The 14,610-nt window shown below is 63.9% G+C and carries 14 protein-coding genes and 1 tRNA gene; 10 read left to right on the top strand and 5 right to left on the bottom strand.

What is annotated here, in order from left to right; all coding sequences use genetic code 11:
- Nucleotides 1-20: 20 nt before the first annotated feature.
- Entirely contained in the window at nt 21-1,328 is a 1,308-nt protein-coding gene (locus ACFOES_RS08105) for a hypothetical protein (RefSeq protein WP_377832705.1), read from the bottom strand.
- 158 nt (nt 1,329-1,486) lie between these two features.
- Here ACFOES_RS08105 and ACFOES_RS08100 point away from each other — a divergent pair, with 158 nt between their 5' ends.
- From ACFOES_RS08100 to ACFOES_RS08070, 7 genes are all read left to right on the top strand, one after another.
- Complete coding sequence (locus tag ACFOES_RS08100; protein ID WP_377832702.1) at nt 1,487-2,059, top strand: hypothetical protein; 573 nt, start codon at nt 1,487-1,489, stop codon at nt 2,057-2,059.
- A gap of 61 nt (nt 2,060-2,120) precedes the next feature.
- A complete protein-coding gene (locus ACFOES_RS08095) occupies nt 2,121-2,384 on the top strand; it encodes a hypothetical protein (protein ID WP_377832701.1) in 264 nt (87 codons plus the stop codon).
- A 172-nt stretch (nt 2,385-2,556) separates the two neighbouring features.
- Entirely contained in the window at nt 2,557-4,077 is a 1,521-nt protein-coding gene (locus ACFOES_RS08090; protein ID WP_377832700.1) for a type I restriction-modification system subunit M, read from the top strand.
- The gene (locus ACFOES_RS08085) at nt 4,077-5,378 is read left to right on the top strand and encodes a hypothetical protein (RefSeq protein WP_377832699.1); all 1,302 of its coding nucleotides are present in this window, start codon (nt 4,077-4,079) and stop codon (nt 5,376-5,378) included. The genes ACFOES_RS08090 and ACFOES_RS08085 overlap by 1 nt, the downstream gene beginning before the upstream one ends.
- Nucleotides 5,375-5,950, top strand: coding sequence for a hypothetical protein (locus ACFOES_RS08080; protein WP_377832697.1), 576 nt, complete (start codon nt 5,375-5,377; stop codon nt 5,948-5,950). The genes ACFOES_RS08085 and ACFOES_RS08080 overlap by 4 nt, the downstream gene beginning before the upstream one ends.
- The gene (locus tag ACFOES_RS08075; RefSeq protein ID WP_377832696.1) at nt 5,951-7,087 is read left to right on the top strand and encodes a DUF4268 domain-containing protein; all 1,137 of its coding nucleotides are present in this window, start codon (nt 5,951-5,953) and stop codon (nt 7,085-7,087) included.
- Nucleotides 7,087-10,191 (top strand): type I restriction endonuclease subunit R, encoded by a 3,105-nt coding sequence (locus tag ACFOES_RS08070; protein WP_377832695.1) that lies wholly within the window; start codon nt 7,087-7,089, stop codon nt 10,189-10,191. Before ACFOES_RS08075 ends, ACFOES_RS08070 begins: the two co-directional genes overlap by 1 nt.
- Nucleotides 10,192-10,454: 263 nt before the next feature.
- Here the strand turns inward: ACFOES_RS08070 and ACFOES_RS08065 are convergent.
- A tRNA-Ser gene (locus ACFOES_RS08065) sits at nt 10,455-10,544 on the bottom strand.
- Nucleotides 10,545-10,947: 403 nt separating this feature from the next.
- On the opposite strand from ACFOES_RS08065, the gene rplU reads away from it, so the two are divergent.
- From rplU to ACFOES_RS08050, 3 genes are all read left to right on the top strand, one after another.
- A complete protein-coding gene (rplU, locus tag ACFOES_RS08060; RefSeq protein WP_377832694.1) occupies nt 10,948-11,394 on the top strand; it encodes a 50S ribosomal protein L21 in 447 nt (148 codons plus the stop codon).
- A 6-nt stretch (nt 11,395-11,400) separates the two neighbouring features.
- The gene (gene rpmA / locus ACFOES_RS08055) at nt 11,401-11,670 is read left to right on the top strand and encodes a 50S ribosomal protein L27 (RefSeq protein ID WP_377832693.1); all 270 of its coding nucleotides are present in this window, start codon (nt 11,401-11,403) and stop codon (nt 11,668-11,670) included.
- Between the two features lie 306 nt (nt 11,671-11,976).
- Nucleotides 11,977-12,516: a GNAT family N-acetyltransferase gene (locus ACFOES_RS08050; protein ID WP_377833017.1), complete on the top strand. Its 540-nt coding sequence runs from the start codon at nt 11,977-11,979 to the stop codon at nt 12,514-12,516.
- Between the two features lie 126 nt (nt 12,517-12,642).
- Here ACFOES_RS08050 and ACFOES_RS08045 read toward each other — a convergent pair whose 3' ends face one another.
- The 3 genes from ACFOES_RS08045 to fumC are packed head-to-tail and all read right to left on the bottom strand — an operon-like array spanning nt 12,643 to nt 14,474.
- Complete coding sequence (locus ACFOES_RS08045) at nt 12,643-12,861, bottom strand: ribbon-helix-helix domain-containing protein (RefSeq protein ID WP_377832692.1); 219 nt, start codon at nt 12,859-12,861, stop codon at nt 12,643-12,645.
- Nucleotides 12,858-13,064, bottom strand: a complete 207-nt coding sequence (locus ACFOES_RS08040) for a DUF4169 family protein (RefSeq protein WP_377832691.1) — start codon at nt 13,062-13,064, stop codon at nt 12,858-12,860. The genes ACFOES_RS08045 and ACFOES_RS08040 overlap by 4 nt, the downstream gene beginning before the upstream one ends.
- A 15-nt stretch (nt 13,065-13,079) precedes the next feature.
- A complete protein-coding gene (gene fumC, locus ACFOES_RS08035) occupies nt 13,080-14,474 on the bottom strand; it encodes a class II fumarate hydratase (protein WP_377832690.1) in 1,395 nt (464 codons plus the stop codon).
- Nucleotides 14,475-14,610 lie beyond the last annotated feature (136 nt).

Below are 14,610 nucleotides of genomic sequence, written 5' to 3'. Positions count from 1 at the left end.
GGACACGGACCTGTCCAGCCTCAGCCCACGGGCAGTTCTGGCAGGGTGCCGGACTTCAGGTGTTTGTAGTAGGTGCTGCGACCCATGCCGAGTTGTTCCCACGGCCTGGTGCGCGACGCGCTGTTGGCGGCGAGCCACTCCGCCCGTGACTTCGCTCCCTTCCGAGCGCGGCGTTCGCGCTCTGCGTCTGCCCGTCTTTCCCTACGGGCATTCGTCGGAATGACCTGGCGCAGGCCGAGCGCGCGTGCGTCCTCGCCGGAGATGTCGAGCATTTCCGCGATCCGATCCCCTGAATAGTGGTATCTCCCGTCCGACATCACACCGGTGCCGATGCTGCTGTTTGCCTGCCGCTCGCCTGCGCGGATGATGACGGCGACTTCCTTGTCGGGCAGATCGGGCGTGCCGCGCTGCGCCGCGTCGGCGATCTCATGCGCGATCTCCTTGATGTCTGGATCGTGTGTCAGGGCAGTCGCATACAGGTGGAGCCAAGTGTTGCGCTTTCCCTCCGGGACCTCGCCGCCCCAGGCAATGCGAACCCGGTCGAGATCCTCCCTTATCTGCCGGAACCGTTCCCTGGGCGAAAGGCCGCGCGGCATGTTGCCCCCCGTGGGGGCGAGACGCGACCGCCTCGCCGTCGACAACCGCGCTGCTTGCAGTTCGTCCCGCGTCGGGCGCCCCACGGCGCGAAAGATGATGTCGGCCAAGCTGTCGAAGTCGTGGCGCAGGCCGGATCCGCCCGCGACTCGCACCCGTCTGCCGGATTTCTCGTTGATGGTTCCGGGCACACGGAACACACGTGCGGGATCCTGGCTTGCGCGGTCCGCACCAAAGGGCCGCAGGAATTCGTTCAATGCCCCGATCGCGGCCTGCCATCGGCTCAGAGCCGCTGTGGGCATCTCGTGGACAAGCCAGATAGCCGCGGTTCCACGACCACTGCTTAGCAGCACCGAAGGGAGCGGCACGTTTGCGGCATCGAGGCGCCGGAAGATGGCGTCCTCCACATCCTCCGTTGGATGATCCCTCCAAAGCGCTGTCTTGTGCCAGTCGAGATCCGCGTAGAGCGCATTGAGCGCAGTGATCTGGCTGGAGCAGCGCCGGGCCCGGAAGCGATTCATCGACAGATAGGCGCGGCCGTCGATCAGGCCCGGCATGGCCAGGTTCAAACTGGCCGATGAAGCGCAGAGGTTCCGAGGGGCATCTTCCTGGAACCACAACAGCGCGGGTCGGCCATGCTGGCCTGCAGGATGGAGTAGGTCGACGTAATCCTCGGGCTGGAGGTCGGCGAGGTCGAGACGGGGCGCTGCGGCGCGGGAGGGCAGATTTTGCATCCCCCGGAAGTGCGCCCAGAGCCAGAATGCAGAAGCGTGTCACGGTCGGAACTGAACCCGCTCCCACGAAGACGGCTCGGTTCCGTTCAGTGACTTTCAAACCGACCAATCGAACTGACTTACCAACCTGACAAACATACTTACGAACACATCAGACAATGCAAAAGATCGTCTCTTTCGCGCCCCGCGATCTGGCTGGGCGAGGGGAGAATCTTTTTGCTTTGGTTTTCGCCGAACCGCTCCCTTTTCATGCATGCCAACCACGAAAGGATCGCAACATGGCACGCAAACCGATCTTCAGTAGCGAAGAAATCATTCAGGCAGGCAAGGCCCTGGAGGCCGACAAGGGGGGCGAGGTCTCGAGCTGGGAGATTCACAAGCACATGGGGAGCGTAGGCAATCTGGGCCGCGTCGAGGGCATCTGGATGCAGCATCTGGCCACCCGGGAAAAGGAGGCGGAACTTCATCAGCCCGAGGTCCCGCTGCCGACTGTCCTCCAGGAAGCACTCGCGTCCGGTCTCGCGCGGTTGAAGCAGGGGGTTGAGACCCTTCTGCTGAACCAGCGCAGCAGTCTTCTCGAAGAACATCAACGGCAGCTCGCGCTGCAGCACCGCGATCATGCCGAAGAGCTCAGCAAGGCCAAGGCCGAGGCCGAACGCTACCGGCAGGAGGTCACCTACCTGCGTTCGCTTCTCGAGGCTGACGACGAGGTCGAAGACGAACCGGAATGATCACCGGGCGTCACTGCCAAAGACAGCATCCCATTCACCCTGACAACTCAAGAGCACCGAAATGAAAACCCTGAACAAATCTGAAATCCTGGAGATGACCGTTCGCATCGACCGCGACATCTATGGCAATCCCCGCTACTTCATCCCTGCCTACGCTCTCCCCGTGGAGCCTGGCTCGAACGCCGCCCGCGAGATCGGGCTCAAGAAAAGCCGCAGCGGGAAACGTGGCCCCGGCTTCGTGTTCCAATCCTACAATGTTGAGGACCGCGTTGGCCGCATTGTCGATGCGTTGACTGCCAACCAGCCGACCGAAGGTGCGGCATGATCAATAAAGATGTCCTCGAGGGGCCGAGCGAGCTCGCCGACCATGGGCTGGATCAATAGGCACCTCGCCCCAAGGATTGATCCTTGCCCAGTTTCAGGGCACGTTTCCCCGAAAAGTTGTCTGCTGCGTCGGCTGATCGTAGACGCAGCAGATCTACAACAGGGATGGACGAGTGAGCATCGAGAAGACACTATTCGCGGCCGCGGACAAGATGCGCGGCGCGATGGACGCAGGCGAATACAAGCATGTGGCCCTGGGCCTGCTGTTCCTGCGATACGTCTCCGCCGCCTTCGAGAAGATGCATGAACAGCTCGTGGCCGACGATTATGCCGACGCCGAGGATCCCGAGGAATACATCGCCGAGAACGTCTTCTGGGTGCCCGAGAAGGCGCGCTGGTCCTACCTCGCCGGTCACGCCAAGGATCCCCGGATTGGTGTCATGGTCGACGACGCCATGCGGGCGATCGAAGCGGACAACAGCTCCCTCAAGGGCGCGCTGCCCAAGGTCTACGGCCGGGAGAGCCTCGACAAGTCGATCGTCTCGGGCCTCATCGACCTCTTCACCAATCTCAAGCTCGGGGGCACCGGCGCCGACTTCGACCTGATCGGCCGCATCTACGAATACTTCATTGGCGAGTTCGCCTCGAACGAGGGCAAGCGCGGGGGTGAGTTCTACACCCCGAAATCCGTCGTCGGCACGCTGATCGAGATGATCGAGCCGACCCGCGGGCGCGTCTACGATCCCTGCTGCGGCACCGGGGGGTTCTTCGTCCAGTCCGAGAAGTTCATCGACGCCCACGCTGGCCAAAAGGCCGACATCGCCATCTACGGCCAGGAGCGCAACCACACCACGCTCAGCCTCGCCCGTATGAACCTCGCGATCCGCGGCATCTTCGCGGAGCTGCGCTGGAATCAGGAGGGCACGCTCCTGCGCGACGCCTTCCCGGACGAGCGCTTCGACTACATTCTCGCCAATCCCCCCTTCAACATCTCCGACTGGTCGGGCAACCTCTTGCGCGAGGATCGACGTTGGAGCTATGGGGCGCCCCCGGTCGGCAACGCGAACTTCGCCTGGCTCCAGCACATCTACGCCCACCTCTCCGCGGCCGGTGTGGCGGGCGTCGTGCTGGCGAACGGCTCGATGTCCTCGATGATCGGCGGTGAAGGCGAGATCCGCCGCGCCATGGTCGAGGGCGACGCCGTTGACGCGGTGGTTGCCCTTCCCAGTCAGCTCTTCTTCGGCACCCAGATCCCGGCCTGCATGTGGATCTTGGCCAAAGACAAATCGAACGGTATCGCGATGGACGCAAAGTTGCGTGATCGGCGTGGGGAAATCCTATTCGTTAACGCCCGCAAGATGGGTGCCTTGATCCCCGGAAGCCGCAGACAGAAACAGCTCTCGGACGACGAGATTGCCAAGATCGCCGGCGCCTACCATGCTTGGCGGGGCGAGCCTGAGGCCGGCACCTACGCTGATGAGCCCGGATTTTGCAAGTCAGCGACACTGGACGAAATCCGCATCCACAACTTCGTTCTGACGCCAGGCCGTTATGTCGGCGCTGATGCCGCCGAAGAGGACCACGAGCCCTTCGGGGTCACGTTCGAACGCCTCACCATGAACCTGCGTGAGCAGTTTGCCGAGGGGCGGCAACTGGAAGCCGAGATCGAGGCTCGGTTGGGGGCACTGGAATAATGCGCTTCGATCACATCGCCGAACTGAACCCAACGGTTCCTATCCAGAAGGGTGAAGACGCCCCATTCATTGATATGGCGTCATTGCCAGAGCATGACAGAGGGATCCTGCACTTCGCCGTGCGTTCCTTCAACGGCTCGGGTTCGCGCTTTCAAGACGGGGACACTCTCATTGCGCGCATTACGCCGTGTCTTGAGAATGGAAAAGGCGCAATGGTCAGTGGTTTGGGGGCAGGGAACTCGGCATTTGGTTCAACAGAGTTCGTTGTCGCCAGAGCAAGAATCGCGTCGGATGAGAAGTTCGTCTACTACGCATCGAGAAGCGAAGCGTTCCGCGAGGTTGCGATTTCGCGGATGGAGGGGACTTCCGGCAGGCAGCGTGTTTCTTGGCAGCAGTTGGCCAGTATCGAGGTCCCGGACCTGCCAAGGGTTACACGAAAGAGTGTCGGGGAAGTTCTTGGCGCCCTCGACGACAAGATCGAGCTGAACCGCAAAACAGCGGCGACGCTGGAGGAGATGGCGCGGGCGCTCTTCCGGTCATGGTTCGTCGATTTCGACCCGGTCGAGGCCAAGGCCGCCGGCCGCGCGCCCGCCCACGTGGACGCCGCCATCGCCGCGCTCTTTCCCGACACCTTCGGTCCGGACGGGCTGCCCGCAGGGTGGACCTACAAATTGATCGGCGACCACGTCGATGTCAGCCGTGGGCTCAGCTACAAGGGCAGCGGCCTGTGCGAAGAGGGTTTCGGCCTTCCCATGCACAACCTGAACTCGATCTTCGAGGGCGGTGGATACAAGAGGGAGGGCATCAAGTTCTACCACGGGGAACACAAAGCCAGACACGAGATCAGGGCGGGGGACCTCATCGTTGCCAACACCGAGCAAGCCTTTGACCTGGAACTGATCGGGTTCGCCGCGCTCGTGCCTTCGAGTTTCGGACCGAGCGGGCTCTTCTCCCAGCATCTCTTCAAGGTCGGGATCAAGGCAGACTCACCACTGAGCAAGGAGTGGCTGTATTACGCGCTGAACGCCTCATGGATCGGCGTCAAGATTCGTTCGTTCTCCAATGGAACGACAGTCAACATGCTCCCTCAGGATGCCTTCGAAATCCCGGCTATTCCGATCCCTCCGAGGGAGGTGGTCATCGCATTCGACAGGATCGTGAAACCCATGATTGCGAGGCAGGAAGAAGCGCGAGAAGAGGCCGAGACCCTCGCGGTCCTGCGCGACACTCTACTGCCGAAACTGATGTCCGGTGAGCTCCGAGTAGGTGAGGCCCGCGAACAGGTGGAGGAAGTCGCATGACCAAGGCCTTGCCATTTCATCGAGTCTTTTCTGACCACGACGGTTCTGGCGACACGTTCCCTGGCTTTCTGCTTGTGAACCATGGTCGCACGGAGACAGCGACTCCAGAGGATCTGGCATGGTCATACGCACAGAACACGCTCAGAAGCATTGAGTTCGGCCTTGAGAACTTGGGGACGCCGGAGGCGGCGTTCCCGGCTCTCTACATGGCCCGGCACACGCTGGAGCTGTATTTGAAAGGCCTTGTGCCGGATTGGAAAAGCAGGCGAGGCGACAAGACCAGCCATCACATCGACTATCTGTCCGACATCCTGCGCGAGCGGCTGCTCGAAGACTATGACGAGGTCGAGGTCGGAGCGCTTTCTGACTTCCTCGAACAGTTTGCCATGCTTGACCCCAAGGGTATGGCCTTCCGCTATCGAGATGGTGCCGTCGTCAGCTTTGGACAGGCGCCTTTGGATGCCCCCGAGATCTGGGTGGACTTCGTGGCCCTGAGGGACGCTTTGACGCTGACTTTCGAGGCGCTCGACAAAGTCTGGCGGAAAAATCGACAGAGGGAGGCCGCCGAGTAGATGTTTCAGGTCGACCGCCCCTCCAACCGGCTCCAGCGCCTCGAGAAGCGCCGGTTCGCCGACCTGAATCTGCGCGAGCGTGACCACCTGCAGGAATGGCTGGCCAACCAGCCGGACGCCCTCGGGGAGGATCTCCTGATCATCCAGAAGGAGTTCGACGGCTTCGCTGACACCCGCGAGCGTCTCGACCTGCTGGCGCTGGACAAGGACGGGCAGCTCGTCATCATCGAAAACAAGCTCGACGACAGCGGGCGCGACGTGACTTGGCAGGCGTTAAAATACACCGCCTATGTCTCGAGCCTGACCAAGGCGCAGATCGTCGACATCTACCAGCAGTATCTCGACCGCTACGCCGGTGGGGGCAATGCTGCACAGAACATCTGCGACTTCCTCGAAACCGAGGAACTGGATGAGGTGACCCTCAACCCCGGCTACAGCCAGCGACTGATGTTCATCGCGGCGAACTTCCGCAAGGAGGTGACCGCAACGGTGCTGTGGCTGCGCGAGCACCAGATCGACGCGCGGTGCTTCAAGGTGACGCCTTGGCAACTGGGCGAGGAAATCCTGATCGACATCCAGCCGGTCATCCCGACGCAAGAGGCGGCCGACTTCATGATCGGCATGGCGGAGAAGGAGAGCGAAGCCAAGACCACGCTGGGTGCGAAGCGGCGCAGCCATGCGATGCGGCTGGCGTTTTGGCCAATCGCCCTTGAGGCCCTCCGTGCCAAGGGTCTGAAGCGCTACGAGGCGATTAGCCCGAGCAAGGACAACTGGATCAACTGCGGGAGCGGGCTTGGCGGCGCCGTCTTCAACACGTCGTTCACTCAAAGCAAGGCAAACGTCGGCCTCGTGATCGCCTCGAACGACAAGGAGAGGAACAAGGTGATCTTCGACGGGCTCTTGGCGAAGAAGGTCGAGATCGAAGCGGCCTTCGGCAAACCACTCGACTGGGACCGGCTGGATCATCTGAAAATGTCATGGATTGGAATCCATGCGCCGTTTGATGGCTTCAACAGGGACGCATGGCCGGACATGAGCGCCTGGATCGCTGACAACATGGCCCTCTTCCAAGCGGCGTTCGAGAAGCCCCTCGCGGAAATCCGAACCCTATCGAACTCCTCTGGGGCAGACGTGTAATGGCATTCATTTCGGAAGCCGACCTCGAGGCCATGTTCCTGTCCAACCTCAAGGGGCAGGGCTTCGCGGTGCTTCATGGTGCCGATGTCTCCCCGGAGATGCGCTCGCCTCTTCGGGAGAGCTTCCGGGATCCGGTTCTACCGGTGATCCTGGAGCGATCCCTGCACAAGCTGAACTCACATCTGCCCGACGGAGCCATCACCGAGGTCATGGCGCGGCTCACCGATACCGTTTTCGCCGGCGACCCGATCCAGGAGAACAAGCGCTTGCACGACGCGCTGCACGATGGTGTGCCCATCACCTACCTGCGCGACGGCGAGGAGGTGGGTGACCGCGCCCGCCTGGTCGACTGGGACGACGGGCTGAACGAATGGCACGCCGTCAACCAGATGGACATCGTCGGCAAGACGCCCCGGATCCCCGACGTCGTCCTGTTCCTCAATGGCCTGCCGATCGTGGTGGTCGAGCTCAAGGGGACTGAGGGCGCCGATTTGCCTGCGGCCTTCAATCAAATCGAGACCTACAAGACCCACATTCCCGACCTCTTCCGCACCAACCTGATCTCAGTGATCTCGGACGGCTTCAGCGCCCGCTATGGGTCGTTCTCCGCCGACTTCGAGCGCTTTATGCGGTGGCGCACGGTCGATGGTGAGACCGTCGTGAAGGGCCACGTGACGCTGGAACTCGACACGCTGACCCAAGGGCTCCTGACCCGCGGGACGCTGCTCGATCTGCTGCGCTGGTTCGTGGTCTTCGAAGACGAGGGCAAGGGGCCGGTCAAGAAGATCGCGGGCTACCACCAGTTCCACGCCGTCAGGAAGGCCGTGGAAACGGTGCTTGCAGCCCGTGGGGGCGATGGCAAGGGCGGGGTGATCTGGCACACTCAGGGCTCCGGGAAGTCGCTTCTGATGGCGTTTCTTGCCGGGCGGATGATGCACCACGCGGAGATGCAGAACCCGACCCTTCTGGTGCTGACTGACCGCAACGACCTCGACAACCAGCTCTTCGCCACCTTCGGTCGTTGCAAGGGGCTACTCGGTGAGGCCCCGGTGCAGGCCGACAGCGTCGCTGACCTAAGGACACTCCTGAACAGGGAGGTCGGGGGGATCGTCTTCTCGACGATCCAGAAGTTCCGTCCGGACGCCGGCGATAGCTTCCCGGAACTCACGGCGCGGTCCAATGTCGTCGTCTTGGTCGATGAGGCCCACCGAACCCAATACGGCTTCGACGCCAAGATCGACCGCGCGACGGGTGAGGTCCGCCATGGTCTCGCCTACCACCTGCGCAGCGCGCTTCCGAACGCGGTCTTCGTGGCCTTCACCGGCACGCCAGTGGAACTCGTAGGGGCGAACACCAGGGGCGTATTCGGCGATTACATCGACGTCTACGACATTGCCCAGGCGGTCGAGGACGGTGCCACGGTGCCGATCTACTACGAAGGCCGGGTTGCCAAGATCGAACTCGACGAGGACATGATCGCCTCGATAGACGAGGAGTTCGATGAGGCCACCGAGACTCTTCCCGAGGAGGCCGCGGGCGCCGCGGCAAAGAAATGGGCACGGGTGGAGGCATTGGTCGGTGCCGACAAGCGGCTCGACGCGGTGGTGGCCGACATACTCCAGCATTTCGAGGCCCGCCTCGAGGCGATGGACGGCAAGGCCATGATCGTCGGCATGAGCCGCCGGATCTGCGTCGAGATCTACGACCGGATCGTCGCGGCCCGGCCCGACTGGCACGGCGAGACCGACGATGCCGGCCAAGTGAAGGTGGTGATGACGGGCAATGCGACGGACCCGGCCGCCTTCCAGCCGCACATCCGCTCGAAAACGAGGCAGGAGACGCTGCGCAATCGCTTCAAGGATCCGAAGGACGAGCTGAAGCTGGTGATCGTCCGGGACATGTGGTTGACCGGCTTCGATGCCCCGAGCATGCACACGCTCTACGTCGACAAGCCGATGAAAGGCCACGGGCTGATGCAGGCGATCGCCCGGGTAAACCGCGTCTTCCACGACAAGCCCTCCGGCCTCGTTGTCGACTACATCGGCCTGGCCGCGGAGTTGAAGTCCGCTCTGGCCTACTACTCGCAGGGGGATCGTGACCAGACCGGCATCGACGAGCGCGAGGCCGTCGCCGCTCTCTTCGACGCCCTCGATGTGGCGCGGAGCCTTTTCCACGGATTCGATTATGCCCTGGCGCTCTCCGGCACGGCCGAGGATCGTCTGCGCCTTCTCCCGGCTGCCATCGACCATATCGTGCGGCAGGCGATCGAAGACGAAACCACCGACGAAGATGGGCTCGAGGCGAAACGGTTCCGTGACGCTGTGGCGGCGCTGGTCCGCGCGTTCAAGCTCGCTTCGGGCTCGGCAGAAGCGAAGGCACTTGCTTTGGAGGTGGGGTTCTTCGTGGCCGTGCGTGCCGGGCTCGACAAGTTGGGGATCGGGAAGACTTCGAAGACCGGGGGAGCGGATTTCGCGATCGAGCAGCTCGTCAACAAGGCCGTCGCGTCGATCGAGGTCGTAGACATCCTGGCGATGTGCGGTGTTGATCGCCCCGACATCAGCGTCCTGTCCGATGAGTTCCTACTCGAGCTCCAGCAGATGAACCGCAAGAACCTCGCGGTCGAGGCGCTCCGCCAACTCCTGAACGGTGAGATCTCGGCGCGAACCCGGACCAACGTTGTCCAGCAGGAGGCCTTCTCGAACCGTCTGCGGCAGGCGATCGCTCGCTACCACAACCGCAGCGTCGACGCCCTCCAGGTGATCCAGGAGCTGATCGAGATCGCGAAGGACCTCCGGAAGGAGCCGGATGACACGCTCAGCGAGGAGGAGCGCTCGTTCTACGATGCGCTGGCGCAGAACGAGAGCGCTGTCGAGGTCATGTCTAACGAGGAACTCCGGGTCATCGCCGCCGAACTGGTTGCCACTGTGCGGCGGAACGCCGGGGTGGACTGGTGGCGGCGGGAGAACGTCCGGAGCAAGATGCGGGTCGCGGTGCGCAAGATCCTCCGGCGCCATGGGTATCCGCCAGACTTGGAGAGCGATGCCGTGAGGACCGTAATCAAGCAGGCGGAAGCACTCGCTCAGAGCGTCAACGATTCTCGTTAGACCCTCCGCCCATTTTGAAAACTGGGCGGTCGTGATGGCAGAATGATGAAGCGACGAGGTTCGGCAACGCGTAGAGGAGCACATGTGTTGTCCGAAGGTGACCCATGGGGAGGGGCCTCAGAGCGAAAACAGCCTGTCGCGGGAACGGCACGCCTTAAGAAAAGTGTAGCAAGATGTGTAGCGTAAAACGAGTGATAGCCCGTCAGTTCTGGCTGGAAGTCCTGTGAAATAAGGAATATTGTCGCCCTATCGGTAAGGGCAAGTGGCGGAGAGACAGGGATTCGAACCCTGGGACCCCGTGAAGGGTCAACGGTTTTCGAGACCGCCCCGTTCGACCGCTCCGGCACCTCTCCGCATCGGGGTCGACGGGCAGCGATTTAGCGGCCCCGGACGGCGGGTGCAAGCCCCGATTTCACATTTCCTGCGCCGACCGCGGTATCCTTCGGCCAGGCGTGCAGGGAAGGCTGAGGTGGCGCGACCCGGAGACAGGCGGAAGCGTTGCCTGCCAGCAGCGGTACGCCGGCATAGGGACGGGGCTCAGGGCCTGAGAATATTGGGCTTCGGCCCGTTCCGAGGCTTGACTTTGCCCGGACGATCCCCGATAAGCCGCCATCTCGGACGGCCCCGTGCCGGCCGGGTTTGTGCAATATCGCTCCCGCACGGGGGGCGCGCTGTCCGAAGGCGCCGCGGCTCAGGCCCGGCACGAACACCCGCAAGGGGGCCGCAGGGCGCGGAAACCGGAAGAAGGAAAGACCCATGTTCGCGGTCCTCAAGACGGGCGGCAAGCAATACAAGGTCCAGGCGGGCGACGTGCTCCGCGTGGAGAAGCTTGCGGCCAATGCTGGCGACAAAGTCCAGTTCAACGAGATTCTGATGATCGGCGGCGACAAGCCGACCGTCGGCGCGCCCCTGGTGGACGGCGCCGCGGTGCAGGCCGAGGTCATCGACCAGATCAAGGCCGACAAGGTCATCCACTACGTCAAGCGCCGCCGCAAGCATTCGTCGCAGCGCACCAAGGGCCACCGCCAGCAGCTGACCCTGCTGCGCGTGACCGAGATCCTCGAGAAGGGCGCCGACAAGTCGGGCGTCGCGGCCGCCACCGGCACCGCCGCTGCCCGCGTCGCCGCCCACAATGCCGAGGCGGCCCCCGCGAAACCGAAGAAGCGCGCCGCCAAGAAGCCGGCCGCCGAAGCGAAGGAGTAACACCAGATGGCACACAAGAAGGCAGGCGGTTCCTCCCGCAACGGTCGCGATTCGGCCGGTCGTCGTCTCGGCGTGAAACTCTATGGCGGCCAGTCGGTCGAGCCGGGCAACATCATCGTGCGCCAGCGCGGGACCAAGTGGTTCCCGGGCGAAGGCGTCGGCATGGGCAAGGACCATACCATCTTTGCGACCGTGCCGGGCCAGGTGACCTTCAAGAAGGGTCTCAAGGGCCGCACGTTCATTTCGGTACTCCCGGTCGCGGAGGCAGCCGAGTAAGCCGTACCTGACAAGGTGAATGTTCAGGGGGGATCGGCTGAAAGGCCGGTCCCCTTCCTCGTTTTCGGGAGGGCCCTGACTATGGGCGGAGCGATGGACAAACCGGTGGCGGCGCAGACCGTCACCCCGGGCGGCCGGCTTGTGCCGGCGGCCTCGAAACCCCAGATGAAACTGCGGCCGCTGATCGCGGCCGGCTACCGGGACGAGCTGATCCCGGGCGGGGAGGTGGATTTCGGCCGCGCCCTCGCTCCCCGTGGTTCGGCCTCCGGTGACCTGGTCAATCGTGCGCTTCAGAGGAGGGAAGGCATGAAATTCGACACGATCCCCGCGCAGCCCAGCATCCGGGCGGACCGCTTCGAACTGCGGCCGATCCGCCGTTCGGATGCCGGTCTCATCGCCCTCTACACCGCCGACAAGCGAGTAGCCGAGGCGACGCGGTCGATCCCCCATCCGCTGCCGCCGGGCGCCACCGAGGCCTATATCGACCGGGTGACGGCCGAGGACCGGGCCGAGGATGTCTGGGTGCTGGACGGCTCGGCCCATGGCTCGGCCGAGGTGCTGGGCATGATCGGGCTGCGCAAGATGGACCGGGGCCAGTCGGAAATCGGCTACTGGATCGCGCCCGCCTTCTGGAACACCGGCTTCGCCAGCGAGGCGGTGCGGGCGCTGGTCGAGGCCAACCCGCAGGGCGCGCGCACGCTGTTCGCCGAGGTCTTCCAGGACAACCCGGTCTCGGCCCGGGTGCTGACCAATTGCGGCTTCGAATATCTCGGCGATGCCGAGAGCTACTCGGTCGCCCGCGACGCAAGGGTGCCGACCTGGACCTACCTGCGCAAGCTGGGGTGAGGGGCCGGCAGGCAAGTCGGGGGCGCCGCCCCCGGACCCCTGGGATATTTGCGTGAAGATGAAAGGGCAGGGGCGCTCCTTGCCCTTCTTCTTTGCCCCAAATACTCCCGCCGGAGGCGTCCCGCGCTAGCCGTTGCGATAGTGGTTGAGGACATAGACCCGGATCGCCGAGGCGAGGCCGGCATCGGTGCCGCGGGCCTCGTCGATCTCGGCGGCGAGGACGTTCAGCGGCAGGTTCTTCTCGGCGGCGATGGCGCGGAAGGCGCGCCAGAATTCCTCTTCCAGCGACACCGAGGTGCGGTGGCCGTGCAGCGTCAGCGAATGCTTGACCGGCCGGCCGCTCATGTCTCTTCCGGCGTCTCGTCACGCCTGTCCCGGTCGCGGCGATGGGCGTCGAGGGTGGCGCGGGCCTTGTCGGCCCGCGCCTCATCGAGGGATTTCTCGGCCTTGCTGCGGCCGAACCTGACCGCGTTCTCGTCCGCCCGGGCGCGCTTGGCGGCGCGGGCGCGTGCCTTGCGGGCCTTGTTGAGGTTGACGAGTTCGGCCATGCGTCTCCGTCCGGCTCAGCCCTTGGGGCCGATCATCTGCTCGGGCCGCACCACGCGGTCGAAGGTCTCTTCGTCGACATAGCCGAGCGCGACGGCCTCCTCGCGCAGGGTGGTGCCGTTCTTGTGCGCGGTCTTGGCGACCTTGGTCGCGGCGTCGTAGCCGATGGTCGGCGCCAGCGCCGTCACCAGCATCAGCGATTCCTTCATCAGCCTTTCGATCCGGGCCTCGTTGGCCTGGATCCCTGCGACCATGTTGTCGGTGAAGGCCGCGGCGCTGTCGCCCAAGAGCTGCATCGACTGCAGCACGTTGTAGCTCATCATCGGGTTGTAGACGTTGAGCTCGAAATGGCCCTGGCTGCCGGCGAAGCCGACGGCGGCGTCGTTGCCCATGACATGGGCGCAGACCATGGTCAGCGCCTCGGCCTGGGTCGGGTTGACCTTGCCCGGCATGATCGAGCTGCCCGGCTCGTTCTCGGGCAGGATCAGCTCGCCCAGCCCCGAGCGCGGGCCCGAGCCCAGCAGGCGGATGTCGTTGGCGATCTTGAACAGCGAGGCGGCGACGGTCTTGAGCGCGCCCGAGAACATCACCATCGCGTCATGGGCGGCCAGCGCCTCGAACTTGTTCGGCGCGGTGACGAAGGGCAGGCCGGTGATCTCGGCGATCTTGGCGGCGATGCTGCGGTCCCAGCCGGCGCGGGTGTTGAGGCCGGTGCCGACGGCGGTGCCGCCCTGGGCGAGCTCGTAAATCGCCGGCAGGCACATCTCGACCCGGCGGATGCCCATCGCGACCTGGTGGGCATAGCCCGAGAATTCCTGGCCCAGGGTCAGCGGCGTCGCGTCCTGGGTGTGGGTGCGGCCGATCTTGATGATGTCCTTGAACGCGTCCGACTTGGCGACCAGCGCCTCGTAGAGCTTGGTCAGCCCCGGGATCAGCACGTCGCGCGCCTGCATGGCGATGGCGACATGCATCGCGGTCGGGAAGGTGTCATTCGACGACTGGCCCATGTTGCAGTGGTCGTTCGGGTGGACCGGTTTCTTCGAGCCCTTCTCGCCGCCCAGCATCTCGATGGCGCGGTTCGAGATCACCTCGTTGGCGTTCATGTTCGACTGGGTGCCCGAGCCGGTCTGCCAGACCACCAGCGGGAAGTTGTTGTCGAACTTGCCGTCGATGACTTCCTGCGCCGCGGCGGCGATGGCGTCGGCGATCTCGCCGGGCAGGTCGCCCTGGGCCTTGTTGGTCAGCGCCGCCGCCTTCTTGATCACGCCGAGGGCGCGGATGATCGGCACCGGCTGACGCTCCCAGCCGATCGGGAAGTTCATGATCGACCGCTGGGTCTGGGCGCCCCAGTACTTGTCGGCGGGAACCTCGAGCGGGCCGAAGCTGTCGGTCTCGGTGCGGGTCGCGGTCATCGGGCGGGCCTCCTTGGCATGACGGCTGTTACGGCGCCGTCATAGCCCCGCGGGGGGCCGAAATCAATCGGCATACCTTGGCATACCGTTGTCGGGCGGCTCTCCGTCCCCAGGCGCCGCCCCGGGGCGCCGGCAG

The sequence above is a fragment of the Acidimangrovimonas pyrenivorans genome (assembly GCF_042643245.1).
GTDB classification, from domain to species: Bacteria; Pseudomonadota; Alphaproteobacteria; order Rhodobacterales; family Rhodobacteraceae; genus Acidimangrovimonas; species Acidimangrovimonas pyrenivorans.
This window is presented reverse-complemented; position numbering and strand designations above follow the sequence as displayed.